We start from the raw sequence: 25,830 nt of genomic DNA on the forward strand, positions 1-25,830 counted from the left end.
GAAGGTGTCGGGGCAGCGTTAAAGACATATCATACGCCGGCAACAGCCACAAAAAAGGGTAAAGCGATGCGTATTGACCAGCTGTACTGTTATCCGGTGAAGTCGCTTCAGGGCATTGCCTTGAACGAGGCGCGCGTGACTCGCCGTGGCCTGGCAATGGATCGGCGCTGGATGCTGGTGGATACACAGCAGCGCTTTGTCACCCAGCGTCAACGGCCGGCGCTGGCGACGGTGGGCGTAGCGCTGACGGCGGAATCGCTGGTGCTTTCCCACGCCGGCATGGCGCCGCTTCACGTGCCGCTTGATCCGTCCGCGGGCAAACTGCGCATGGTCAGCGTCTGGCAGGATTACTGCAAGGCGTATCCGGAAAGCGCTGATGCCTCGCGCTGGTTTGAGGCGGCGCTTGGCGAGCAGGGCAGAGGGCTGACACTGGTGCGCTTTGCGCAGGAGTTTCCCCGCGCGGTAGAGCCGGATTTTCTCGACGGCGAGGCGGCGTACACGCAGTTTGCCGACGGCTATCCGTTTCTGCTGGCGACCACCGGTTCGCTTGAAACGCTCAACGTAGCGCTCGAGGAGAGCGGGCAGTCGCCGGTGCCGATGAACCGCTTTCGCCCCAATATCGTCGTCAGCACGGAGTCTGCCTGGGCCGAAGACGGCTGGCGCACGCTGACAACGGCAGATAACACTCTGGCCTGGACGCTGCGCAAACCCAGCCAGCGCTGCAAAATCACCACGATCGACCAGCGTACCGCCGCCATCGCCGCGCCGGGCGAGCCGCTGAAAACGCTGCTGGCGCTCAATTCCCAGCCGCAGCTGAAAGGCGCGCACTTTGGTCAGAATGCCACGCTTACCCGCGGCGATGGCGAATGGCTGCGCGTGGGCGAGCCCCTGCACGCGGTGGCCGCAGAAAAGTGAGCGGCATTTCAAACGGCTATCTCGAGCGGTCTATCTTGATAAAGCCGCGGCTTGGCTTCAGGATGGCTATCCTTGACGACGTTCGTTCAAGAGCGTCATCGCTTTAATAAGGCTAACAGGAGTATTCGGTATGGATCGCAACGCAAGCGCACATTGGGAAGGCGGCATCAAGGACGGCCAGGGCACCGTATCAAGCGAGAGCGGTGTACTTGACGCCCGCCCGTACAACTTCAGCCAGCGTTTTGAAGATGCCAAGGGTACCAACCCGGAAGAGCTAATCGGCGCGGCCCACGCCAGCTGTTTCTCCATGGCGCTGTCGCTGGTACTCGGCGAAGCGGGCTTCACGGCTGATGCCATTGATACCCAAGCGAAAGTCACCATTCAGGAATGCGACGGCGGCTTTGAAATTCCGTCCATTCATCTGGACGTAACGGCCAGCGTACCGGGTGCCGACGACGCGGCGTTCCAGCAAGCCGCGGAAGGCGCCAAAGAAGGCTGCCCCGTTTCCAAACTGTTTAACGCCAAGATCACCCTGAGCGCGACGCTGAAAAACGCGTAAGCGCTGCGTGATGCCGCACATGAGCGGCGTTGACAGAGAAAAGCCCTGATCGTTATCAGGGCTTTTTTGTGTGTCAAAACTCACTCTTTTGGATGATGCCGGTTTTCAGCATAATGTTGTATGCATGATCTGTGCTAAGGTTTTACACATTTCGTCATGCCAGTGTGGCGCAGACACGCTGAAGCCATGATGACATCGCCTTGTTGTCTGCCCAGGCAGATGTTTTAAACGCTTACAATCCGGGAGTGGCCGTGGATCTCGCAACGCTAATTGGACTGGTAGGGGCAGCCGTGCTGGTCGGCGCGTCGGTGATTATGGGTACCTCTTCCGAGGTCTTTCTCAACCCGACAGGGCTGTTGCTGGTGGTCGGCGGCAGCCTGTTTGTGGTGCTGGCCAAGTTCAGTATTACCCAGTTCAAGTTTGCGTTTAAAGCCGCCGCCCGGGCGTTCAAGTTTCAGCTGCCGAGCACCCAAGCCAGCATCGACGAGCTGATCGAGTTGTCCAAGCTCTCGCGCAAGCAGGGGCTGCTGGTGCTTGAAAGTCAGGAGGTCAACTCGCCGTTTTTGTCGAAGGGGCTGCAGATGCTGGCGGACGGCTTCAGCGCCGAGATGATTCAGGAGATGATGGCCAAGGAGCGCCTGTTGACCCTTGAGCGCAACGAAGCCGGCGGGCGCGTGTTTTCGGCACTGGCCGAGGTGGCGCCCGCCATGGGGATGATCGGCACGCTGGTGGGGCTGGTACAGATGCTGGCCAACATGGATGACCCGGCCAAAATCGGCCCGGCCATGGCGGTCGCCCTGTTGACGACACTTTACGGCGCGATGATCGCCAACATGTTTGCCAGCCCGATTGCCGACAAGCTGTGGCTGCGCATGAATCAGGAAGCCAAGATGCAGCAGCTGTGGATCGACGCGGTGCTGGCGATCAAAGGCGATAAAAATCCTCGCGTGCTGGAGCAGATGCTGACGCTTTACCTGCCGCCGGAAAGTCGCGGCCGCGGTGATGACGCCGAGGCGGAATCCAAGCCGGCCGGCGAGCAGGCCTAGGGGGCGTTAACAATTAGGCCAGCCATATAACCGCTGACACGAGACAGAGTAGTGACTGGTAGTTTCTTGCCAGTCGCTCATAGCGTGTAGCCAATCGCCTGAACTGCTTGATTTTCTGAAAGAACCTCTCTACCAGATTGCGATCTTTGTAGCAGTGCCAGTCTACTTCGATGTGCGCCAAGCGATTCTTTTTCGGAGGAATCACCGGCTCTGCACCCACGGCCTGAATAAGGTCCCGCAAAGCAGTGGAATCGTATCCCTTGTCGCCCAGCACCGCTTGCGGGGAAAAACCGTCTAGTAACGCGGGAGCGGCACCATACTCCGATGCCTGGCCCGGTGTAAGAACCAACCGTACCGGGTTACCCAGCGCATCGACCGCGGCATGGATCTTGGTGCTCAAGCCCCCTCGAGACGTGCCCATGGCTTCCGCGTTCTGAGCGGTTTTTTTGCCGCTCCCTGTTGATGGACCCTGACAATACTGCCATCGATCATCAGCTGTTCCAGGTCGGGATCATCGGCTAGCGTGTCGAAAATCTGCTGCCATACCCCCTTCTTACACCAGCGGTTATAGCGCATATAGGCAGTATGCCAACGACCAAAGGCGTCGGGTAGATCGCGCCAAGGAGCGCCTGTCCGGGCAATCCAGAGAATGGCTTCTACGAATAGCCGATTGTCCTTGGCTGTCACCCCGCGGTCCGAGGCCTTGCCGTGAAGGAGGGGCTCAATTCGACGCCATTGATCATCACGCAGGAGTAGCCGAGCCATAGTCTATCCTCAAATCTTTCCATGCTAAATCAGTTCAACGCTCATCATCAATTGTTAACGCCCCCTAGGCCATGAGCAATAAACCTTCTACGGTGATTCCGCAGTGGATGATTACCTATGCGGATCTCATGTCGCTGTTGCTGTGCTTTTTTGTGCTGCTGCTGTCGTTTGCCGAAATTGACGCAGACAAGTTCCGCCGCATCGCCGGCGAGCTTTCCAAGGCGTTTGGTGTACAGCGCGACATCGAAGCCATGCAGATTCCCAAGGGCACCAGCGCGGCGCTGGACAAGTTCTCCCCGGCGGTGCCGGATCACACGCTGCTGGAGGAAATCCGCCAGCGCTCCATGGAAGAGCGGCCCCAGCTTGAAGCGATGCGCCAGATGCTGGACGCCCGGCGGCGTCAGCAAACCATGGACGTAGCCAGTCAGGTTGAGGCACTGCTGGAAGAGTCGGGTAATAACGATGTCACCCAGGTGGAAGTCGACGGTTTTCGCGTGGTGATCCGGATTGAAGAGAAGGGCACATTCATGTCCGGCTCCGACCGGGTGACGGGGTCTTTCGAAGCCCTGCTTGCGGATATGTCCGACGTGTTCGCTGGCCTGCCCGGCACGGTCTCTATCGATGGCCACACCGATAACGTGCCCATCCATACCTCGCGCTTTCACAGCAACTGGGATTTATCCGCGCTGCGCGCTGCCTCGGTGGCCAATATTCTTCAAGAAAACCAAGAGCTTGAGCCTGAGCGACTGGTTGTTCAGGGCTTTGCCGATACCAACCCGCGTGCCACCAACGACACTACCGCCGGCCGGGCGAAAAACCGCCGGGTGGAAATCACCATTGATTTAAGCGAAGCCACCGAAGAGCGCGGCAGCCGCAACCTGGAAACCCTGCGCCCGCCGCCGGCGTCTGAGGCAACGCTGGTTGAAGACACTCCGCTTGAAGACACGGCCGGCGGCTAACGTGAGAGGCTGCGCGCGGGGTGTTGGCGCAGCACGCCACCGGGGCGGCGGGAAAGGTCAATGTCCATGCCGAATCCTTCGGCGAGCAGCTCGACCAGCATCATGGCCGATAGCCCCCAGATAACGTAATCATCCACACGATAGCTGGGCACGTACCAGGTGCGGCCGTCGGCGTTAATCACGTCGGTGTGGGTGCGCCGGTCGTCGAGAAAATACGCCAGCGGTACCTCAAAAATGGCGTCGAGTTCGTCGGGTGCGGCTCTGAGCGGCAAATCCGGTGGAATCACGCCTACCCAGGGCGTGACCTGCAGGCCGTGCAGCGACAGCACATCAGACAGTCGCCCCAGTGGCTGCACCTGAGCGGGTGACAGCGCAATCTCTTCCTCGGCCTCGCGCAGCGCAGTGGCGTACAGATCATGATCACCGGGATCGCGCTTACCGCCGGGAAAGGCCACCTGGCCGCGGTGGGTCGTCAGGTGGCGTGCCCGGCGCGTAAACAGCAGCGTCGGCGTTGCGCGGTCGACGATGGGCAAAAGCACGGCCGCCTGAGGCAGCGCCAGATGAGCCAGGGTGTGCGGGCGGAGTGTTTGCAGCCGTTGGTGCAGCGTGTCCAGCATGGGTGACGGGGTGCCTCGCATGGTGCTTATATCTCGGCCAGCTGCCAGACATCGTAGGCCGGCTCTTCATACGGGTGGGCGAGCTTTAACGCGGCAACGGCGGCGTGAATCAGGTCGTCGTGGCAGATAAGCTCCACTTTCAGTTCATCCACAGAGGCCAGCGCATCGACGCGGCCAATATGCGGCTCGGCGCCTGCCAACGGGCGAAACTGCCCGGTGCCACGGGTTTGAAAACAACACGCCTCGTAGTTGCCCTGGCGCCCGGCGCCGGTGGCAAACAGGGCTTCCTTGACGCTTTCTGCGGCATCAAATGGAACAAAAAATGCAAGCTTGTACATAAAATCTCCAACGCATAATGATGATTCACGCTATCTTGCCAAATGATACAGGCTAAAGGCGCAATGCTCGGCCAGCACTCGGCGCCATGCGCAAAGAAGGCGTAAAACGCTGTGCTTCAGGCCATAACATGCGACAATGTATGTAAAATGCCGCCCTGTAAATCATAGCTATATGCACGATAGTGGCATGTATAGTCTTTTATGACCGATTTGTAACGAGGAACACGCCATGCTGCGACAGCCCCTTTCTTCTGCCCTGATCTCGGCGCGCCGTGCGCTTTTGCCATCGCTGGTGGCGGCGGCGTGGGCGATGCCCGCGTGGTCGGCAGATCTGTTGACGATTACCCAGGACGCGCTGGAAAACAACGCCGCGCTGGGATCCGCGCAGGCGGTGACGCGCAGTACCAAGGCCGCGCGCGACGCCGAGCAGGGTAACCTGCTGCCCCAGATTAACGCCAAGGGCAACGTGGCGCATAGCGAGCAGTTCGAGCGTCAGACCCGTCAGGGGCCGGTGGGTGCTGCGGCCGGTACGCAGGATGACAGCGTCAACGGCGTAAGCTTCACCCTTGAAGCAACTCAGGCGCTGTTTGATGCCATCAACAGCCGTCAGGTGACCAAAGCCGAGCGTCAGATTGACCAGCAGCTGTATCAGCTGGCGGCGACCGAGCAGGATGTGCTGATCAACGTGGCCTCGGCCTACTTTGAAATACTGCGCGCCCACGAGATCTTAGAAGCGCGCCGCGCGCAAGAACGCGCCATTGGCCGCCAGCTGGAACAAGCCCAAGAACAGTTTGACGTGGGGCTAATCGCGATTACCGAGGTAGAAGAAGCCCAAGCGCGGTTTGACCAGTCGCGGGCAGAACGCATTGCCGCACAAAGCGACCTTCAGGTCAGCTTTGAGGCCCTTGAGCGCTTGACCGGCACGCGCTACTTAAGCATCGATGCGCTAGGCGAGGACGTGCCCGTTGAGCCGCCGATGCCTAACGATCGCCATCGCTGGGTAGAGCTGGCGGTAGAAAAAAACCCCACGGTGCTGGCAAGCCAGGCCGGCGTTGACGTCAGCCAGAGCAACGTCGATATTGCCCGCGCTAACCGATTGCCGACGGTCAACGCCTTCGCCAATTACAACTACGATGACAACGACGCCGACGGCGTGGATGACTATAACTCTGATGGCCAAGTAGGCGTTCAGGTGAGCCTGCCCCTTTATACCGGCGGCACGACGACGGCAGTGATTCGTCAGAACACCTATCTGCTGGAATCCAGCCAGTACGACTTTGAAGATCAGCGCCGTGAAACCGTACAACAAGTGCGTTCGCGCTATACCCAGGTCAGCAACAACGTGTCCACCGTTGAAGCTCGCCGCCAGGCGATTGTGTCCAACCAAAGCGCGTTGGACGCTACCCGCGCCGGCTATGAGGTGGGCACGCGTAATATCGTTGACGTGCTGGATGCCGAGCAGAATCTCTACAATGCCATGGCCGACTATGCCAGCGCTCGCTACGACTACGTGATCAACCTGCTTGCGTTGCGCCAGCAGGCGGGCGTGCTCGACGTGGCCGCGTTGGAAAAGGTCAACGGCTGGCTGGGACAAGACAGCGTCAGCTTCACCCTGCCCGAAGAAGACGCCGACAGCGTCACCCGGATTGGCAAACGCCCCACGCGGGAACAGTAAATCGGGTAATAGCCGCCGTCTGGCGTAAGCAGCGGCAGGTTCGGTATGAAAACGCCTCCATGTTTACATTCATGCGTGTATGGTTGTAGGCTGCGCACATTCTGCCAGGGCGTTAACGGATAAAGGACACCATGAAAACGATGTTAAGTAGAGTCAGCCGATTGGCGCTGGCCATGGGGGTCAGCGTGATGCTGGTAGCCTGTGGTGACGACCAGCCGGCGCAGAGCGAGAAGACCGCCGGTGAACAGAAAAGCAAGCCTCGCCCCGTTGAGGTCACCACCATTGAGCGCCAAGACATCGCGTTGGATAAATCCTATCCGGCGTTTCTGCGCAGCGACGATGAAGTGACCCTGGTGGCGCGGGTTACCGGCCTGTTAGAGAAAAGACTGTTTGAGCCGGGTGAAACGGTCGAGAAGGGCGATACGCTTTATAACATCGAGCCCGATCGCTATCAGACCGCAGTGAATCAACGTAAGGCAGACCTGCAAAGCGCGCAAGCCCAACTGTCGCGTGCCCAGCGCGATTCCCAGCGCTTTGAGCGTTTGCTGAGCCAGAACTCGGTAAGCCGTCAGCAGTATGATCAGGCATTGGCCGACCGGCGCGTGGCCCAGGCAAGCGTTGCCCAGGCATCAGCCGCGCTTGAAAGTGCCAACATTGATCTGAACTACGCCGAGGTAACGGCGCCGGTGTCGGGCATGATCAGCCTGAGCATGGTCAACGTGGGTAATCTGGTGAATTCGGGCACCGAACTGGCCACTATCACGCCGATCGACCCGCTGGAAGTACGCTTTCAGTTGCCCCAGCGCGATGCCTTTGAGCTGCGCCGCCAGCTAAGCGACGGCACCAAGATTGAGAGTATTCGTACCTCGCTTGAACTGCCCGACGGCGCTGCTGATCTGACGGGCCATCTGGACTTTCTCGGCGCCAGAGTAGACGAGACCACCAGCACCGTGCAGGCCAACGCCAGCTTTAAAAATCCCGATGGCAGCGTGCTGCCCGGCCAGTACGTGCGCGTGCACATTGAAGGGCTGAAGCGCTATGACGTGCTTGCCGTGCCGGAGATTGCCCTGACCCAAGGGCTGATGGGGCCGCAGGTATTCGTGCTTGACGACGATAACGCCGCCCGGGCGCGCACTGTGGAGCTGGGCGAGCTGGCCGGCCCCTGGCAGGTGCTGCGCGACGGCATACAGGACGGTGATCGGGTGGTGGTAGGTGACCCTTCTGACCTCAAACCGGGTACGTCGGTCAAGCCGCAGCCGTTTGACGGCGATGCCGAAGCCTTGATGCAAGAGAAGCAAGAAGAACAGCAAGAGACAAAGAAAGAAGCACAGGAAGAGCAGCAACAGGCGCAGGGCGAAGGAGCCAATAAGGCATCCGGCACTGATGATGAGCCCTCAGCCGCGTCGGATGAAGAGGACGCGTCGTAATGAATTTTTCTAACTTCTTTATCAAAAGGCCGATTTTTGCCACGGTTATCGCGATTATTTTAACGATAATCGGGGTCATGAGCATGCGCGTGCTGCCGATCGAGCAGTACCCAAGCATTGTGCCGCCGACCGTCTCGGTTAGCGCGCAGTTCCCCGGTGCCGACGCTGAAACGGTAGCGCAAACGGTGGCCGCACCGCTTGCCGAGTCGATCAACGGCGTCGAGAACATGCTCTATATGACCTCGACCAGTGCCGATAACGGCTCAATGAGCTTAAGCATTGCGTTTGATATCGGTAGCGATGGTGATATCAATACCATCAACGTCAATAACCGGGTGCAAGGCGCGTTGTCGAGCCTGCCTGAGGCGGTGCAGTCTCAAGGTGTCAAGGTCGAGCTTAAGTCCAGCTCGATTCTGCTGCTGGTCTCGCTGATTTCGCCCGAAGACGACTACGATCGCGTCTACCTACAGAACTACGCCACGCTCAACATTCTTGGTGAGCTGCGCCAGGTGACGGGTGTGGGCGATGCCGAAGTGCTTGGCGGCGGCGAGTTTGCCATGCGCATCTGGATGGACCCGAACAAACTGTCGCAGTACGACCTGACGCCGGCCGAAGTGGCGTCGGCTATTCGCGCCCAGAATACCGAGGTGCCGGCGGGTAGTCTGGCGGCGACCCCGCAGAGCGAGCCGCGGGCGTTTACCTATACCATTACCGCGGGCGGTCGCCTCAACAACGTTGACGATTTCCGCGATATTGCCTTGCGCACCAACCCCGACGGCTCGTCGCTGAACCTGGATGATGTGGCGCGTATCGAGCTGGGTGCCTCGTTCTATGGCGTTGAGGCGCGGCTGAATGGCGGCACGATGGCGCCGATCATCATCAACCAGCAGCCGGGGGCCAATGCCCTTGAAACCGCAGCGGCGGTCAAGGAGACGATGAAGGAGTTGGAAGGCCGTTTTCCTGAAGGGATGGACTACGTGGTGCCCTACGACACCACGCTGTTTATCGATGCCTCGGTAGAAACGGTGCTGCACACTTTCATCGAAGCGTTTCTGATCGTCGGCGTGATTCTGTTTATCTTCCTGCAGAATTGGCGCTTTACGGTCATTGCCATGTCGGTGGTGCCGGTGTCGGTACTCGCGACCTTTGCCGGTTTTTACCTGTTCGGCTTTTCGATCAACCTGTTAACGCTGTTTGCGCTGGTGCTCTCCATAGGCATCGTGGTGGATGATGCCATTCTGGTGGTGGAAAACGTCGAACGGGTGTTAAGCGAAGAAGATCTCAGCGTCACGCAGGCGACCATTCGCGCTATGCAGGAAGTCGGCGGGCCGATTATGGCCACCTCGCTGATTATGGCGGCTATTTTTATCCCCGTGGCCTTTTTGGGTGGTTTTACCGGCCAGATTTATCAGCAGTTCGCCTTGACGGTAGCCCTTTCGGTGGGCTTCTCGGCGCTGATGGCGCTGACTTTTACCCCGGCGATGTCGGCGATTTTCATCAAGAACCAAAAAGACACCGAAGAAACCAAGCTGATGCGCGCGCTGCATACGCCATTTCGCCTGTTTGACCGCCTGTTTGCGGGCATTACCGCGGCGTATATGGCCGCCGTTAAAGTGTTGGTGCGCTTTTGGGGGCTTGCGCTGCTGCTTACGGTACTGGTTTGCGGGGCGACCTGGTGGCTGTATGAAACGACGCCGACCACGCTGGTGCCGGAAACCGACCAGGGCCTCGTGCTGGCCAGCATCTCGCTGCCCGATTCCGCGTCGCTGGCCCGTACACGGGACTATATGTCGCGACTTTCCGAGCGCATCGAGAATATTCCCGGCGTGTCGTACTCCTCAGCGATCGCCGGCTACGATATTCTGTCAGGCGCGGTTAATACCGCTCGCGGCATCATGTTTATCAGCATGGAGCTCTGGGCCGATCGCGACCTGACCGCCAGTGAGTTGGTCGGGCGTATTATGCAAATAGGCGGTGAGGTAGATGGTGGCTCGGCGATGGCGTTTAACGTCCCGCCGATTATCGGACTTTCCACCACCGGCGGCTTTACGGGCTATCTGCAGTCCTTTGACGGGGCGTCTTCCCAGGAGCTTTATCAGGCCTCGTTGAAGGTCATGCAGGCCGCTAATGAGGACCCCGGGTTAAATCAGGTCTTTACCACCTTTAACGTCAACGTGCCGGGGTATCGCGCGGAGATCGACAAGCAAAAGGCGCTTAGCTACGGCGTTTCGCTCCAATCGCTGTACTCGACGCTTTCCAACACCTTTGGTAACGGCTTTGTTAACTACTTCAGCTATCAAAACCGTAACTTCCAGGTGTATCTGCAAAACGAGGATGAATTCCGCAAAACGCCTGACGACGTCAGCAACGTTTACGTGCGCGGCGGCGACGGCAAGCGGATTCCGCTGTCGGAGTTCGTGACGCTTGAGCGCCAGACCAAACCCTCGGTCGTGTCGCGTTTCGGTGTTTATCTGGGTGCACAGTTCCAAGGCGGGCCGGCTGAAGGCTACAGTTCGACCCAGGCTATCGAAACCATGGAACAGATCGTTCAGGAAACGCTGGGCGATGAGTGGGGCATGGGCTGGACCGGCACGGCGTATCAGGAGTCCACCCAGGGCAGCGCGGCGACGCTTGCGATCGTCTTCGGCATGCTGATGGTGTTTTTGATTCTGGCGGCACAGTACGAAAGTTGGTCGCTGCCACTGGCCGTGTTAACAGCGACACCCTTTGCGCTGTTCGGCGGTATTGGCGGCGTGGCGCTACGTGGGCTGGAGATGAGTGCTTACGTAGAGATCGGCATGCTGGTGGTCGTGGGGCTAGCGGCGAAGAACGCGATTTTGATTGTCGAGTTCGCCGAGCTGCAGCGCAAGGAGTATGGCAAGAGTATTCACGAGGCGGCGATTATCGCCGCAGAGCTGCGGTTCCGGCCTATCGTGATGACGTCTCTCGCCTTTATCCTGGGTACGCTGCCGTTGGCGCTGGCTACCGGGGCGAGTGATACCAGTAGCCACCACATTGGCACCACCGTCTCGGTGGGCATGGCAACGGTGGCTCTGGTGTCCAGCTGCTTTGTGCCGAGCTTCTACTCCATGATTGCACGGTCGGCCGACTGGCTTAATCATAAGCGCGGCGCTAAGCAAAGCGAGCAGCCGGCTATTGATAACGATTCAGCATAACCTGCGCTTTTAGTCTGAGCTATGTCAGACACCTTCAAGCACCGGCCCTTTGGGTCGGTGCTTTTTTGTGCGCGCGTGCTCGATGCTAAAGCATTAGTGGCAGTATGACGTTGCCTTCTGGTCTACACTAAGAGGTGCCAAGTTGATTTGGCGAATGACGGAGAGGGGGCAATATGGAGCGCGTTTATACGCTGTTAATCAGCTTTCCTTTAGTGGTATTTAGCCTGTTGGTGCCGCTGGTGGTGCTTTATTGGTTACTGGTGACGCTACGTCTGGTGCCGCTAGAGCTTTTCGAGCGCGATAGTCTCAAGCACGACCATACGGCGAGCACGCTGGTGTCGCTGGGCTTTGTCGGCGTACCGGCGTCATTTGCGTTGAGCGTGCTGATTGTTTTCGCCGGCGTCATCACGCTTGCCGTCGAGCTTCTGGTGCTGCGTTGGCTGCCGCTGGGGCTTTTCCGCGTGCCGCTGGGCGTGGCCGTGCTGTGGGGAGCCTTTGCGCTGGCCTCGCCGGTAGCAAGCGGCGTGTGCCATGCAACCCACCGCTGGTTTTACGGCCAGCGCCGTACGCTGCTGGGGGAGGCCGTTGAGGTGATCGGCACGCCGGATGCCGACGGCTGGGCTGATGCCGTGCTGTTAAATGACCGTAACTGCCGCGTGCGCCTGCACGGCAAGCCGCAAAGCGGCAGCATGCCGAACGTGGGCGAACATCGCGTATTGGTCAAATTTATTGCCCGGGAAAACGCTTATCGCAGCGTGGAAAAAAATGCCTACTGCGATGCGCGGGCACACGCCAAGCGCTTAACACTCCAGCGCGGTGCATCATCCCATCGGGTGTAAAAGCATTGCTCTAGAGAGGAAAAGAAAGGCGTTGGGTTCTTTTCAAGTGATCGTTAAGGGGCATGCTGCATGAGGGCGAGCTGAGTCTCGACCAGGCGTGCTCCTTCACGGTAGATGGAATAATGCTCGTGATTGCGTAGCCAATCGTGGAACAGCCCGCCGAGCATGGCCTGCATGATTTGTGCGGCAATGTCCGGTGCCAGGCAAGGACGCAGCTGGTCGAGTTTGGCAGCCATGTTGAAATACTTCAGCAGTGCGCTGCAGGTATCTTCTGCCATCTCATTTTGCATACTGAGCGGATCAATATCGCCAAAGGTTTCGCAGTGGTGGAGGAGTATTGAGTGAACCCGGCGATAGCGCGGCTGCTCCAGGCGCAAAAATCCGCTCATGCAAGCCAGCCGTATCGCCTCAAGCGGCTTTTGGTCAAGCGTCGGGTCGTCGAGCTCTTCCACCAGATCTTCGAACGGCAGGCGTACGCGCTGCAGCATGGCATGGAACAGATCTGCCTTGTTTTTGAAGTGCCAGTAAACGGCGCCGCGCGTCATCCCGGCGTGGCGAGCAATTTGGTCAAGTGAGGTACGGGCGACACCGTGTTCGATGAACATGTTTTCTGCCGCGTCCAGCAGCGCTTCTCGCGTGGCGGCAGCTTCGGCTTTCGTTTTTCTGGCCATCATCAAGCAACCTAAGCAATAAAACAGCTTGGGTATTTTACCTCACCGCGGTTTTTTTTACATTCAAAAGTGTATGGATAACGTCAGGCGATGACAAAAAAAGTTTCCGCGGCGCGCGCGCCGTTCGTGTTGGCACAGGAAAGCGTGGCGCCCGGCTCGCGCCTGCAGATCGATGTACCGGTCGCGCGGCTCTATACTCACACGCCGCTGCATATTCCGGTGGAGGTCGTTCATGGGCGCAAGGAGGGCCCGGTGCTGCTGGTATGCGGTGGCATTCACGGGGATGAAATCAACGGCGTGGATATTGTGCGCCGGCTGCTACGTGCCAAGTCGATTGTGGGTCTGCGCGGTACGCTGATTGCGGTGCCGGTGGTCAACGTGTTCGGTTTTTTGCAGCAAACACGTTACTTACCTGACCGGCGTGATCTTAATCGCTGCTTTCCCGGTAGCGAGGTAGGGTCGCTTGGCGGTCGTATCGCCGCGCTATTCCGCGAGCAGATTGTGGATCACGCCACGCATATTATTGACCTGCACACCGGCGCCCTTCATCGCACCAATTTGCCGCAAATTCGTGCTCAGCTAACACCGGGCAGTGAAACCGAGCGCATGGCTGATGCCTTTGGCGCGCCGGTGGTGCTTAACGCCGAGCTGCGTGAAGGCAGCCTGCGCCACTATGCCCAAAATCGCGGTATTCCGGTGCTGACCTACGAAGCGGGAGAAGCGTTGCGCTTTGATGAATGGGCCATTGCGCCGGGCGTTAGCGGCGTTTTGCGGGTGATGCGCCGGCTGGGCATGCTCACCGGCGAGCACCGCCGCCGCCGCCCTGCGCCGGCGGAGCTTGCCAACGGCTCAGGCTGGGCCCGTGCGCCGATTGACGGCATTCTGCGTCCGCTGGTTAGCCTTGGGGCGCGGGTAGCCAAAGGCGAGCTGCTGGGCAAAGTGGCCGACCCGTTCGGCAATAATGAAGGCGAAGTGCGCGCGGTGGCGGACGGCATCGTGATTGGCATGAGCCGCCTGCCCCTGGCCAATGAAGGCGAGGCGCTGTTTCACATTGCCCGCTTTGACGCGATTGAAGAGGCCGAAACGGCGGTGGAGTCGTTTCAGTCGATGCTTACGCCGCCGTCGGTGTTTTAACGCGCCCCAGGGCGTCGTCGAATATGCTCAGCCCGGCGCCTTCTCGGTGGCTGTTTTCAGACAGGTGGCGGCGGAACTGACGCCCGCCCGGGCAGCCCTGAAAAAGCCCCAGGGTGTGCCGCGTAACGTGGTTAAGCCTGGCGCCCTCGGCTAGGCGCTGCTCAATATACGGGCGCAATGCCAGCGCCGCCTGCATGCGCTCGGCTACCGGATTGGCCACGCCGTAAAGCCGGCGGTCCACGTCGGCCAGTAGCCAGGGGTTCTGGTAGGCTTCGCGCCCGACCATCACGCTGTCGACCCGTTCAAGCTCGGCGGCGCAGTCGTCGAGGGTTTTCAGCCCGCCGTTGATGCCGATATGCAGCGCCGGATGGCGCGCTTTTAGCCGCTGCACCCGGGCGTAGTTGAGCGGCGGCACGTCACGGTTCTGTTTTGGCGAAAGCCCGGCCAGCCAGGCTTTGCGCGCGTGTACCGTGAATATCTCGCAGCCGGCGTCGGCCACGGTGGTAATAAAACGCTCTAGATCGGCGTCTTCGTCCTGATCGTCAATGCCGATACGACACTTCACCGTGACGGGGATCGACACCGCCGCCTGCATTGCTTTTACCGCCTCGGCCACCTTCTGCGGGTAGGCCATCAGGCAGGCGCCAATCAGGTTGTTCTGCACCCGGTCGCTGGGGCAGCCCACGTTCAGGTTGACCTCGTCATAGCCCCACGCCTCGGCAATCGCCGCGCACTCGGCCAGCTCACCGGCGTCGCTCCCCCCCAGCTGTAGCGCCAGCGGATGCTCCACCGCGTCGTAGCCCAGAAAACGCTCCCGGGGCGAGCCGTACAAAATCGCTCCCGTAGTCACCATCTCGGTATATAACAGCGCCCGTTTGGTTAGCGTCCGTGCGAACGCGCGGTAATCGCGTGTCGTCCAATCCATCATCGGCGCGACGGAGAAGGTTCTGTCCAACACCGGGCGTGCGGGGCTAGATGTCATGCGGATTGGCTGAGTTGCGTTATCATTCATGGCTGTTCGTATTTACAGTGGTTGAGCGGCGTTTTACATGAGTCGTTGGTACCTATGGGGTACGTGAGCCGCTCTTGATGGGGTGCATCTGAGGGGCAATGCTGGCAACGATTCGCAGGCGCCGAAAAGGGCGGTAGTTTCTCATATCTGGGGAAAATCCGCATCGCCCAGGCCTTGGGTAGGCCTGAATAGTTGGCCAGCGACGTAAGGGCGGCGGCTTTATGGCAAATATGCCGTGCCGGGTGTAGCAGCCAAAAACACTTGACCCCGCGCGGTAAGCGCTACGGCCCGAGAATGGTGTTAAGGCGTCTTTCTCGCACTCAAGCGTCGCTTGCTCCATCGTTTTGCCAGCCATTCGAACTCCTGGAAGGCGGTGGGGCTGTTCGTCTTCTCCCTGACGCCCTCCATGAATGGCTTTGCCCACTCATAAGTTCTTGTGATAATTGTAAATTGTGACTTTTTTAGCATGCCTTCGTGGTATATGCCCGCCTGAAGCCCCACGCTGAGCCTTTCGTAATGGTTCAGGATGTACCGAATATTCTGTATTTGTGCTTCCTGATTGTGGATTTTGCAATCATGCTCGGGATCCGCCCATAGACGGATGTTGTTATCCGAGTGATGGAGCTCCTTCAGTGCCCTTGACGCTTCGATGAGGCGGTCGTCGGATCGGACAGCAAACAACAGATCGGCTGTTTGTTTCTTTTTAGCGGTGTTTCTCGCGCTAACCACGGAAACCACGGCAACAAGAACAGCTAGGGCCATCACCGCGGTGCGAACGAGTTCTGGCATTGTCCAAACCACCTGCGCAGGCTCTGTCATTGGCGTGAACCTTTTGTCTGAATGCAGAAAAGGCGCCGGAAGCGCCTTTTCTGTGTTTGAGGGGGTTGGTCAATCGTGGGCATAATCGTTACCAGTTTTTAGTAACCATCGTTCTCATCCATGACTCGCTTGGTTGCATAATAAGTTATATTTGCAATCATTTTTTTCCCTCTCTCTGTGGGGCGTGTCGCTGATCGTCGTTGATGAGGCAAAAAATGGCGCCCCATCCGAGCTGACTGCACGTTGTACGGCTAACACTACATCAAATTGCGCCATATCGCCATATGCAAAAGGGGCTGGCGCCATGCCAAAAGCTTTTTTTGTACTTGCTTAGTCGAGAGCTTCGAAGCAGGTGGAGAGAAGAAATCCTCAGTCTTCCAGCGCAAATACCCAGCACTTGAGCGAGCGTCCGAGCAGGCGGCTGTGTACGGCGGTATAGGTCAAAAGCGCGGGTGTCTCGTTCATCCTGAAGCCCCGGCGAAGTGCGATGCGGGCGGCAGCTGAATGCCGTGCTGGCTGGCCAGCCGCTGAATCTCCGGCACGTTAACCGCCAGCTTGGCCGGGTCAGCAATGTGGTTGTAGGTCTCGTCGTTGGCCTGAAAGGCATCCTGACACTAGCCGCCACGTTACTCATCGGGTACCCGGCACATCATCGGGCCGGCGAGGATCAGCGCGATAAGGTCGGCTTGGCGGTTCGTGCCGGTTTTCTGAAACAAATTGCGCATGTGGAAGGAGATAGTCGTTTGCGACACGCCGAGCTCGGCGGCGACATCGGTGGCGCGGGCACTGCTGGCCAGCGCACCTGCGACTTTCGCTTCAGTTGGCGTCAGGCCGAAGAGCTCCATTAATAGCGCTTCGGGAACGCGTTTCAGGCGCCCCGACGCTGAGAGAAACAAGGCAACACAGGGGTGGCTGGAAGAGGGCGGGTCAGCGCGTGGAATCGCGCAGGCGAGTATCGAGGTGCCGCTCGTCTCATGGGCGTGCTGCAGCATGACGCCGGCGACCTTTTCTACACCGGCCCTTGCCGAGTCCAGGGTTTCGGCAATCGCGTGCTGCAAGGCTCGGTTCGAGAGTGGATCCACCGCCCAAACACCCTTCGTGCTGACATGAATAAAATCGGCATCGGCGGCCATCTCTTGGGCCGCACGGTTGATATGTACCTGCTTTCCCTGTTCATCCAACAGCACGATGCCTAGCGAAATCAGGTCTAGCGCATGCTCGGCACCGCCACCCGATAAGCCACTGATCGCACCCCGCAGCGTCGTCATTTCGTCGTCATGCCGGCGGCATATGCGCTTTACTTGGCGCAAATGGGCTTCAATCGTGGCCAGCATCAGGTCGTAGTCAACGGGCTTGATCAAGTAGTCATCGGCACCCGACAGCTTGCCGTCGATAACCTCGCGCGGCTCGGACAGGGCCGTCAAAAAGACGAAGGGAGTTGCTGCCAGCTCGGGGCGCTGCTGACGCAGGATGTTGAGCAGTTCATAGCCATCGAGACCAGGCATTGTAATGTCGCAGAGCAGCAGGTCGGGCGTGCTATCTGCCAGCAGATCAAGCGCCTGCTGACCATCGGCCGCCGCCAATACGTGGTATCCGGCTTCCTGCAGTTCTTCGACGATATCGTTGCGTAGCGCCTGTTCGTCCTCGACCACAAAAATCAATACGCTATCGGCTCCCTTCATGTCTTACTCTCTCCCAAAACGAGGCAGCGTCATGCGAAAGGTTACCCCTTCACTGAAGGGCTGCAAGGTCACCTCGCCACCCTGCATCCGCGCCAGCGTGCGCGCCATGAATAGCCCAATGCCGGTGCCGGCGATGCCGACGCTGCTCGCGCCGCGATAGTTGCGTTCGAATAGATGCTCGCGGTCTTCCTCGGCAATGGGGGCACCCGCATTGTGCACGTCGCAAGACGCATGCTGAGCGTTGCCGTGCAGGATCACTGATACCGGCGTATCGGGGGGTGCGTATTTGACGGCGTTGGACAGCAGGTTTTCCAGCACCTGTTCAGCATGGGTTGGGTCGCAGAGCACGGAATAGTGCTCTGTTATTGCGTATTGAATCATGATTTTGCGTTCCGGCGTGGCCTCACGCTGGCGCGCGCTAACTACCTCGGCGATGTCGCCTAAATCACACTTTACGCGGCGCGCCCCCAGCTGGCCGGCATCCAGTCTTGCCGCATCTAGCGTGCTTTCTACCAGCCGCGTTAGTCCAGCAATGGCGCTTCGCGCACGGCCTGCGCGTTCGGCGACTTCGTCCGGTGCGGCGCGCGTTCCTCGTCGAATGAGTCGCTGCAGGGCTGAGTCGGCGACGGCCAACGGCGTGCGGAACTGGTGCGAGACCATGGCCGCAAAGTTACGGTAGAGATCAGCCGCCGACTTTTCCCGCTGCAGGGCGCTGTCCAAATCACGCGTGCGCTCCACCACCAACTCTTCCAGGCGATCGCGGTCGGCGGCATCTTGCTGTTGTGCGGTATGTCGGTCAGAGGCATCGTAAATAAACACAATAGCGCCCAGGATGACGCCATCATCGCGCAGCGGAAAAAACCGCAGGTCTACGTGCAGAGGGGCGTCGCGACCTTGCTGAAACAGTGGCTGCAAGGTTTGCTGCGAGGTTTCGCCGTCAAGCGCCTGCGCCACGCCCCGGCGCACTGTGGAGATGTCGAAAAAGCCCGCTACTTCGGTAAGCGCACGGCCTACCGCTTGTTTGGCCGGTTTGCCCACCATCTCGGCCATGGCGCCATTCCAGAGTGTGCAGCGCCCCGCATGGTCTACCGCCAGGATGCCTTCACCGCTCGATGAAATCAGCAGCGCCGAAAAGTCCCGTTCGCGCCGCAGCATGTGATTGCGCTGGCGCGTCTGGCGCAGTGCCAGCACGAGCGTAAGCGCCAGAATGCCGCCTGCGACCATAATGCCGATCAAGAAGGCAATAATCTGGCGCAGCTGTGCGCGGTAGGTTTCCAGTCGTCCGCCTAGGTCATCCCACTCGGCGATCATGGCCGCATTGGCCGCCCGTCCGAAAAAACGCGAGAACGGGGCCAACGCAGCACGTAGGCGCGGGGCATCGCCGGGCGAGAAGTGGGCAGCCGTCGGCGCCATTTCGACCATCGCATCGCTTAGCCGATCGAGATCGTCGTCAAAGCCGATTTTTTCGATAAAGCGGCGCTGTGGTCCGTCGTTGAGCAGCGCAACTCGGCTGGCGAGAATGTCAAAACGCAGGGAAACATCGTCTGCTCCCGCCTTACCTAGCTCGGCCAGCATTGCCGTTGCAGACAACCTCAGCGCCGCCACCTCGCTTTGGTGCAGCACCCAGAGCATGTTCTTTTCCGCCTCGACGCGCATGGCGCTTTCGACCTCGAACATGCGCATCAGCGAAAACGTCAGCAGCACTGCAAAAACGAGCACGGCGACCAGCGGAAGGATGACGCCGAAGATCGTATTGCCAACCCGTCTCATTGCACGTCGAGCTGGTAAAGCTGCCAAACCCAGCGGTAGTCATAGCGAATGTCTTGCAGCGCTTCATGATCATCGCGGGGGTAGACGATCCACAGCGGGCCTTTATCATCACGACTCAAGGTTTGGTCATCCATGCGGTAGGCAACGATCACATCAAAATCGTAAAAATCCGCCATGGGAATATCTACCGCGTAGTCGTTTAACGCAACGGCGGTAACATGGTCGCCCTCCGCCGCCAGCTGCTCCAGCAGGTCGCGCATTAAAAAGCCGGTAAAGGTGTGCTGGCCGTCGGTTACGACCGTTGATGTCACAAGCGTAGTGGGTGGCAGCGCGTAAAGAGCCTCACGATCCAGATTAACCGTGCTGCCGGCGATCTGGCCTGTGATCTGCAGTAGCGTACTCTTGTCTATCGGCTCCTTTGGCGTTGTCCGGCCGTGTTTTACGTCTGCATGCCCTGGCAGAGCCGCTATGCTTATCAGCATCAGCCCTGTGAGTAAAACGCCTGCTTTTATCAGCATAGATCACTCCTTTTAGCGTTCTTGGGCAATTAATCAAGCCGCCCCGTCTGAACGAAGGGGGCGCGATCGACCTTAGTCCTGCCATCATCATGGCCAACGCCTGCAAAACAAGCGAACACAGCCATACATCGGAGTCAGCGTATGTCGGGCATCCCGAACACTGTCCTGTGCCTTTGCACGGTTGGGGTTATCGCCCTGACCGGCTGTGGAACGCCCCAGTACCGGGCCGAAAAGCAGCATTGTGAAGCGGAATGGATGCTCAAAATTCCACCGGTATACCGGCAGGAAATGGTCACCCAATATAAAAATGAAGAGCGTCCGACAGGTGAGTCGATATGTAAAACGAGCGGCTCGGTCACCCGCTGCAAGAAAATCAAGGAAACTGTTTCTGTCCCCTATCTTACGGTGGAGAGGGTGGATATCAAAAAGGCGCAGCGTAATCCGCAAATTGTCTCCTGTGCCGCGCGCGTGTGTACGAAAAAATATGGTAACCGGGACTGCAAACCATGATGTTTTTGGCCACCTATTTCTCGAGCCTGGACATTATCGGAATAAACGATAGCCCGTCGCGAAATACAACAATAATTTACTAAACGGGAGATAACCATGTGGGATTTCAGCATTGGAAGTGCGTTGGGAATGATGGTTCGCACACTGCCTTTCCTTCTTTTGCGCTTGGCTGTCTATTTCGGGATCACGCTGGGCTACATCCTGATTACCGGGGCTGGTGCTGGGATCGGCTATGGCATTGGCGGATTTGGCGACGAAGAGTTTCGGGCTGCTACCACGACGTGGGGCGGAGTCGCAGGGTTCGTTCTGTTCGGTGCCATCATGTACTGGGTGCGTGAGTACATCCTGTACCTCGTCAAAGCCGGCCACATCGCCGTGTTAATTGAGCTTATTGACGGCAACCCGATGCCGCAGGGTCGCAGCCAGGTTGCGCATGCAACGGCCGTGATAAAACAGCGCTTTCCCCAGGCCAGCGTGCTGTTCGGCGTGGATCAATTGATCAAAGGGGTGGTGCGTACAATCACTGGCATGATGCGCGGTATCCTGACCGTTTTGCCTATCCCCGGGGTACAGCAGTTGGCCGGAATTCTGTCGGCTTTTCTGCGTGTCGCGGTGGGTTTTGTCGACGAAGTGATTCTTGCCTATGCGATTCGCACTCAGTCTGACAACGCATGGATGTCGGCAAAAGAGGCGCTGGTGCTTTATGGGCAGAACTACAAGGTGATGCTGAAAAACGCGGCCTGGCTGGCAGTCATCATCTACGTCCTCAGCTTTTTGGTGTTTTTGATCATGCTTGCCCCGGCGGCGCTGGTGGTCTACCTGATACCCGGTGCATGGTCGGCGGGGGGCGTTGTTTTTGCCTTGCTGTTTGCCTGGAGCGTCAAGGCAGCGCTGCTGGAGCCTTTTGCCATCACCTGCATGATGCAGGTTTATTTCAAGACCATCGAAGGTCAAGAGCCTAATCCCGAATGGGAGGCTAAGCTGGAGCAGATGTCAGGCAAATTCCGCAAACTGAAAGACCGTGCCTTTGGGGACGCCGAAGATGCGCCGACAGACTCGCGTCCGGCATAACGTGCGGTAACTTACTTGAGTCGCGTGGAGGAGTGGGATATGAAGCGGATCGTACCGACACTGGCAGCAATGATGATCGCAGGCGGTATCGCCTTGGCCGCGCCGGCTAACGCCGCGGATGACGTGGTGATTGTCTACGATGCGTCCGGCTCAATGTGGGGGCAGATCGACGGCACCAGCAAGATGGAAATTGCCCAGGACGTGATGGCCGATCTGGTGAACGAGTGGGACGAGGCGACCAATTTGGGCCTCGTTGCCTATGGCCACCGTCGTCAGGGCGACTGCGGCGATATCGCAACGCTGATCGAGCCTGGCCCACTGGACAAGGCAAGCTTTATCAACACCGTCAATGCGATAAAGCCAAAGGGCAAGACGCCGATATCCGCTTCGGTGCAGCATGCCGCCGACCTGTTGTCCTATCGCGATCGCCAGGCAACCATCGTGTTGATTTCGGACGGTTTGGAAACCTGTAATGCCGACCCCTGCGCGCTCTCACAACAGCTTGCCCAAGAGGGCGTGAAATTCACCGCTCACGTGGTGGGGTTTGATCTTGAGGATGATGCTCACGCCAGCTTGGCCTGCATCGCCGATAACACCGGCGGCATCTTTGTTCCCGCCAACAGCGCCGCCGAACTGCACGATGCGCTGGATCAGGTGCAAAGCGCCATGGATCAGCCGCCGGCCCCGTCCGAGCCAGAACCGGCGCCTGAAGAATTCGCACCGCCTGAGGTGGAAATTTCTGGCCCCGCGCAGGCAACCACCGGCGCCCCGTTCACTGTCAGCTGGAGCGATATCGTCGCCACCAACGACTACTTCACCATCGTTCCAGCGGGTGCCGACGAGGGCAAAACCGGCAACCGGGGGCTGGTGCGGGACAAGAGCGAAGGCTCACTCACAGCGCCCGCCGAGCCGGGCCTGTACGAAGTGCGCTACGTACTGCGTGAAGGCATGAAAACCCTGGCCAGTGCTCCGGTGGAAGTGGTTGAGGCTGAGGTGGGCATCAGCGCACCCGAACAGGTCACCACCGGCGCCACGTTCAAGGTCAGCTGGAGCGATATCGTCGCCACCAACGACTACTTTACTATCGTTCCGGCGGGTACCGACGAGGGCAAGACCGGCAACCGGGGGCTGGTGCGGGACAAGAGCGAAGGCTCACTCACAGCGCCAGCCGAGCCGGGCCTGTATGAAGTGCGCTACGTACTGCGTGAAGGCATGAAAACCCTGGCCAGTGCACCGCTGGAAGTGGTTGAGGCCGAGGTGGGCATCAGCGCACCCGAACAGGTCACCACCGGCGCCCCGTTCACTGTCAGCTGGAGCGATACCGTCGCCACCAACGACTACTTCACCATCGTTCCGGCGGGTACCGACGAGGGCAAGACCGGCAACCGGGGGCTGGTACGAGACAAGAGCGAAGGCTCCCTCAAAGCGCCAGCCGAACCGGGCCTGTACGAAGTGCGCTACGTACTGCGCGAGGGTATGAAAACCCTAGCCAGTGCACCGCTTGAAGTGGTTGAGGCCGAGGTCAACATCAGCGCGCCTGACATAGTGCGTGCCGGCACACCGATCAAAATCAGCTGGAGCGATACCGTCGCCACCAACGACTACTACACCATCGTTCCGGCGGGTGCCGACGAGGGCAAGACGGGCGACCGGGACTTGGTACAAGACAAGGGCGAAGGCTCGCTCACAGCGCCAGCCGAACCGGGCCTGTACGAAGTGCGCTACGTACTGCGTGAAGGCATGAAAACCCTGGCCAGTGCACCGCTGGAAGTAGTAGGTGCCGACGCCCCGCTGGACGATGGCGCCGGGCTGTCTGTCCCGAAAACTGCCGCCCCGGGCGAGACCATCAGCATCTCCTGGAGTGGGGAAAGCGACAGCGCCGATCAGCGCATTTCGCTTGCCCGCAAGGACCAGCCGGATTTCAGCTGGATTGACGCCCAGCCTGTCGGCGAGGAAAAAACCATGGACCTGACAATGCCGGATGAAGCCGGCTTCTATGAAGTCAGGTTTCTGGATGTGACTGAACGCGAGCTGCTGGGCCGCTCGGTGGTAGAGGTGAAATAATGTGATTATGCGCCCAAGCAGCTGGAGCCTCTATTATTCCCGCTTGCATGGCTATCGCTGCAATAACGCCGCCCATTGGGCGGCGTTATTGCATTGCCGATCAGGTGATCAGCTATCCCAAGGCTAGGCGGCGGGATGATCAGATAATGCAGGGCTAATTCGAGCTTAATCGTCTGGCACTACTATAGCGTGCCTCGGCGCATTGCGTGCTTGGGTATAATGATTTTGTCTAAAGGAGCTTGGAGTGCTGTCATTGACGTTGGGGCCGCTGGCGATTTCCGTGGGGCAGGCGTTAATCGCGTTGGCCTTTCTCGTTGCCCTGGTGGTGGGCAAGCTAACGGCACGACGCCGTGAGGTAGCGATTGGCGATGCCCTCATCAACCTCGCGTTGGTGGGGGTCGTTACGGCGCGTATTGCCTTTGTCGGGCACTACTTTTCAAGCTATGGACTGGATCCACTGGCGTGGCTGGATATTCGTGACGGCGGGTTTGAGATCATCGCCGGCCTGCTGGCCATGGGCGTGTACGGTGGCTACCTCGCTTGGCGGAGTGCGGCACTGCGCCGGCCACTTTTTGTGGCAACGTTTGCAGGCCTTCTCACCTGGGGGCTTTCCGGCGGCGCCTTGAGTCTGATCGAAAATCAGGCAAGCCGGCCGCCACAGGCGACACTTTATACGCTAAACGACGAGGCCACCGATCTGGCTCGCCTGCAGCAAGAGACCGGCAATCGGCCGATGGTGGTCAATCTCTGGGCCACATGGTGCCCGCCGTGCCGTAAGGAAATGCCGCTATTGGAGGAGATGCAGAAAAAGCATACCGATGTGCTTTTTGTGCTGGTCAACCAGGGTGAAACCCGCCCCACGATTCATGATTTTCTTAACCACATGCAGTTGGATCTTGAGCACGTGCTGCTGGATCGTCAGGGGGAAATTGGCCAGCAGGCGGGCTCTGCCGCGCTGCCCACCACGCTGTTTTACGACGCCAGCGGCAAGCTGGTGGACAGCCACCTCGGTGAGCTCTCTCGGGCCACGTTACGCCGTGCGCTCAAACGCTTTGACCTGCCGGCCGAGTGATAAAAAAGCCGCGACGCTGATACACTGGTCTGCTTAGGCGGTGGCGCTGCGCTTTTATCGGCCGGCGCCTTGCCACACAACCGGGCCTTAACGACCTGTCCGCCATGTTCCAACATCACGGCAAGATCATGAAAACTATGCTTTCGATTTCTTTTTTCGCTGTTATCCGGCGTCATCGCGTGCTGGTGCTGTGCGGGGCGCTATGGAGTCTTCCCGCGCTTGCCGCAGAGGACCTGCCCGTGGGCCACTACGCGCTGCCGGAAACCGGCAATATAGTGGGCGAGGTCTATAGCGTCCGGATAGAAGAGGGCGAGACGCTGCTGGATCTTGCCGCAGCGCACGGCGTGGGCTATGAAGAAATCCGCCATGCTAACCCTGAAGTCAGCATCTGGGCGCCTGACGCCGGTACCGAAGTGACGATTCCGGCGCGCTATGTGCTGCCACCGGAACGCCGTGACGGCCTGGTGATCAACATGGCCGAGCTGCGTCTTTACTATTATCCGAAAACGGCGGAGGGAGAAACGCCGACGGTGGAAACGTACCCCATCGGTATTGGTCGGGACGGTTACGACACGCCGCTGGGCGTGACGAAAACCACCATGAAGCTGAAAAATCCGGCCTGGTATCCCCCCGATTCGATTCGTCAGGAGGCGGCTGAAAAGGGTGAGCCGCTGCCTTCGGTAGTGCCGGCCGGCCCGGAGAATCCGCTGGGAGACCGCGCCATTCTGCTCGATCTTCCGGGGTACCTGATTCATGGTACCAATCGGCCTGACGGTGTGGGCATGCGCGTCAGCCACGGATGTATCCGCATGCGGCCGGAAACGATCAGGGCGCTGTATACCCGCATTGGCGTGGGCGAGCGGGTGAACATCATTGATATGCCGGTGAAGATTGGCGGTGATGGCGAACGGCTGTATGTCCAGTCGTTTCCGCTGGACGGGCAGGAAGTCGGCATGAATGATCTGCTGAGTGCGCTGCAGAAAACGCCGGAAGCCGGCGGCATACCGCTGGATTACACGCGGCTGGGCGAAACGCTCAAGGCCAGTGGCTGGCAGCCTATAGCGCTTGCGCCGCTGCCGGAAGCGGTGATCACGATTGAACCGGAGCCGCTTCGCTGGTACGACGCGTTTCGTAGCTGGCAGCAGTCACTGGAAACGTCACGCGTGACGCCAGAACGCGAAGGCTCTTGAA

The 25,830-nt window shown here is 59.0% G+C and carries 23 protein-coding genes; 14 read left to right on the top strand and 9 right to left on the bottom strand.

The features are described 5' to 3' along the window. Window positions 1-66 precede the first annotated feature (66 nt). From B5495_RS12925 to B5495_RS12935, 3 genes are all read left to right on the top strand, one after another. A complete protein-coding gene (locus B5495_RS12925) occupies window positions 67-915 on the top strand; it encodes an MOSC domain-containing protein (protein ID WP_079554343.1) in 849 nt (282 codons plus the stop codon). Between the two features lie 130 nt (window positions 916-1,045). After that, window positions 1,046-1,474 (top strand): OsmC family protein, encoded by a 429-nt coding sequence (locus tag B5495_RS12930; RefSeq protein WP_079554345.1) that lies wholly within the window; start codon window positions 1,046-1,048, stop codon window positions 1,472-1,474. Window positions 1,475-1,725: 251 nt separating this feature from the next. After that, a complete protein-coding gene (locus tag B5495_RS12935; protein ID WP_079554347.1) occupies window positions 1,726-2,520 on the top strand; it encodes a MotA/TolQ/ExbB proton channel family protein in 795 nt (264 codons plus the stop codon). Window positions 2,521-2,533: 13 nt separating this feature from the next. Here the strand turns inward: B5495_RS12935 and B5495_RS12940 are convergent. Further along, window positions 2,534-3,285 (bottom strand): IS5 family transposase gene (locus tag B5495_RS12940; protein WP_422821999.1). Its coding sequence is split into 2 segments (ribosomal slippage): window positions 2,534-2,959 and window positions 2,962-3,285, totalling 750 coding nucleotides; the frame shifts between segments, so codons are not numbered across the junction. Window positions 3,286-3,356: 71 nt separating this feature from the next. Here B5495_RS12940 and B5495_RS12945 point away from each other — a divergent pair. Continuing rightward, window positions 3,357-4,244 (top strand): flagellar motor protein MotB, encoded by an 888-nt coding sequence (locus B5495_RS12945; RefSeq protein ID WP_079554349.1) that lies wholly within the window; start codon window positions 3,357-3,359, stop codon window positions 4,242-4,244. On the opposite strand, the gene B5495_RS12950 is transcribed toward B5495_RS12945, so the two are convergent. Both B5495_RS12950 and B5495_RS12955 read right to left on the bottom strand, forming a co-directional pair. Further along, window positions 4,241-4,861, bottom strand: a complete 621-nt coding sequence (locus B5495_RS12950) for a CoA pyrophosphatase (RefSeq protein WP_079554351.1) — start codon at window positions 4,859-4,861, stop codon at window positions 4,241-4,243. The two genes, B5495_RS12945 and B5495_RS12950, sit on opposite strands and share 4 nt — an antisense overlap. Window positions 4,862-4,887: 26 nt before the next feature. Beyond that, window positions 4,888-5,199 carry a YqfO family protein gene (locus tag B5495_RS12955; RefSeq protein ID WP_079554353.1) on the bottom strand — a complete coding sequence of 104 codons (312 nt, stop codon included), beginning with the start codon at window positions 5,197-5,199 and terminating at the stop codon, window positions 4,888-4,890. 229 nt (window positions 5,200-5,428) lie between these two features. Here B5495_RS12955 and B5495_RS12960 point away from each other — a divergent pair, with 229 nt between their 5' ends. The 4 genes from B5495_RS12960 (at window position 5,429) to B5495_RS12975 (ending at window position 12,316) form a co-directional block, all read left to right on the top strand. Next, entirely contained in the window at window positions 5,429-6,874 is a 1,446-nt protein-coding gene (locus tag B5495_RS12960) for a TolC family outer membrane protein (protein WP_079554355.1), read from the top strand. A gap of 131 nt (window positions 6,875-7,005) precedes the next feature. After that, window positions 7,006-8,301 (top strand): efflux RND transporter periplasmic adaptor subunit, encoded by a 1,296-nt coding sequence (locus B5495_RS12965; protein ID WP_079554357.1) that lies wholly within the window; start codon window positions 7,006-7,008, stop codon window positions 8,299-8,301. Beyond that, window positions 8,301-11,477 (top strand): efflux RND transporter permease subunit, encoded by a 3,177-nt coding sequence (locus tag B5495_RS12970; RefSeq protein ID WP_079554359.1) that lies wholly within the window; start codon window positions 8,301-8,303, stop codon window positions 11,475-11,477. The genes B5495_RS12965 and B5495_RS12970 overlap by 1 nt, the downstream gene beginning before the upstream one ends. Before the next feature lie 173 nt (window positions 11,478-11,650). Beyond that, window positions 11,651-12,316: a hypothetical protein gene (locus B5495_RS12975; protein WP_079554361.1), complete on the top strand. Its 666-nt coding sequence runs from the start codon at window positions 11,651-11,653 to the stop codon at window positions 12,314-12,316. A 53-nt stretch (window positions 12,317-12,369) separates the two neighbouring features. Here B5495_RS12975 and B5495_RS12980 read toward each other — a convergent pair whose 3' ends face one another. Further along, on the bottom strand, window positions 12,370-12,987 hold the full coding sequence (locus B5495_RS12980) for a TetR family transcriptional regulator (protein ID WP_079555097.1): 618 nt from the start codon (window positions 12,985-12,987) through the stop codon (window positions 12,370-12,372). Between the two features lie 90 nt (window positions 12,988-13,077). On the opposite strand from B5495_RS12980, the gene B5495_RS12985 reads away from it, so the two are divergent. Continuing rightward, a complete protein-coding gene (locus tag B5495_RS12985) occupies window positions 13,078-14,121 on the top strand; it encodes a succinylglutamate desuccinylase/aspartoacylase family protein (RefSeq protein WP_079554363.1) in 1,044 nt (347 codons plus the stop codon). Here B5495_RS12985 and dusA read toward each other — a convergent pair. From dusA to B5495_RS13010, 5 genes are all read right to left on the bottom strand, one after another. Further along, window positions 14,099-15,103, bottom strand: coding sequence for a tRNA dihydrouridine(20/20a) synthase DusA (gene dusA, locus B5495_RS12990; protein WP_154045269.1), 1,005 nt, complete (start codon window positions 15,101-15,103; stop codon window positions 14,099-14,101). The genes B5495_RS12985 and dusA overlap by 23 nt on opposite strands. A gap of 330 nt (window positions 15,104-15,433) precedes the next feature. Beyond that, window positions 15,434-15,922, bottom strand: coding sequence for a DUF4760 domain-containing protein (locus B5495_RS12995; protein ID WP_172824571.1), 489 nt, complete (start codon window positions 15,920-15,922; stop codon window positions 15,434-15,436). Between the two features lie 656 nt (window positions 15,923-16,578). Beyond that, entirely contained in the window at window positions 16,579-17,634 is a 1,056-nt protein-coding gene (locus tag B5495_RS13000; protein WP_079554368.1) for a response regulator, read from the bottom strand. A gap of 3 nt (window positions 17,635-17,637) precedes the next feature. Then, on the bottom strand, window positions 17,638-19,353 hold the full coding sequence (locus tag B5495_RS13005) for a sensor histidine kinase (RefSeq protein ID WP_172824572.1): 1,716 nt from the start codon (window positions 19,351-19,353) through the stop codon (window positions 17,638-17,640). Between the two features lie 47 nt (window positions 19,354-19,400). Beyond that, entirely contained in the window at window positions 19,401-19,922 is a 522-nt protein-coding gene (locus B5495_RS13010; RefSeq protein WP_197685625.1) for a putative pterin-binding protein, read from the bottom strand. A gap of 141 nt (window positions 19,923-20,063) precedes the next feature. Between B5495_RS13010 and B5495_RS14720 the strand changes: the two genes are divergently transcribed. The 5 genes from B5495_RS14720 to B5495_RS13030 all read left to right on the top strand — a co-directional run bounded on the left by B5495_RS14720 (window position 20,064) and on the right by B5495_RS13030 (window position 25,829). Further along, window positions 20,064-20,432, top strand: coding sequence for a hypothetical protein (locus tag B5495_RS14720; RefSeq protein ID WP_154045270.1), 369 nt, complete (start codon window positions 20,064-20,066; stop codon window positions 20,430-20,432). A gap of 96 nt (window positions 20,433-20,528) precedes the next feature. Then, a complete protein-coding gene (locus tag B5495_RS13015; RefSeq protein WP_079554372.1) occupies window positions 20,529-21,503 on the top strand; it encodes a hypothetical protein in 975 nt (324 codons plus the stop codon). A 39-nt stretch (window positions 21,504-21,542) separates the two neighbouring features. Beyond that, complete coding sequence (locus B5495_RS13020; protein ID WP_079554374.1) at window positions 21,543-23,567, top strand: vWA domain-containing protein; 2,025 nt, start codon at window positions 21,543-21,545, stop codon at window positions 23,565-23,567. 244 nt (window positions 23,568-23,811) lie between these two features. Further along, window positions 23,812-24,639 (top strand): TlpA disulfide reductase family protein, encoded by an 828-nt coding sequence (locus B5495_RS13025; RefSeq protein WP_079554376.1) that lies wholly within the window; start codon window positions 23,812-23,814, stop codon window positions 24,637-24,639. A 128-nt stretch (window positions 24,640-24,767) separates the two neighbouring features. Beyond that, the gene (locus B5495_RS13030; protein ID WP_422822000.1) at window positions 24,768-25,829 is read left to right on the top strand and encodes a L,D-transpeptidase family protein; all 1,062 of its coding nucleotides are present in this window, start codon (window positions 24,768-24,770) and stop codon (window positions 25,827-25,829) included. Window position 25,830: the final 1 nt, after the last annotated feature.

Origin of the sequence: Vreelandella subglaciescola (assembly GCF_900142895.1) — a bacterium.
GTDB lineage: Bacteria > Pseudomonadota > Gammaproteobacteria > Pseudomonadales > Halomonadaceae > Vreelandella > Vreelandella subglaciescola.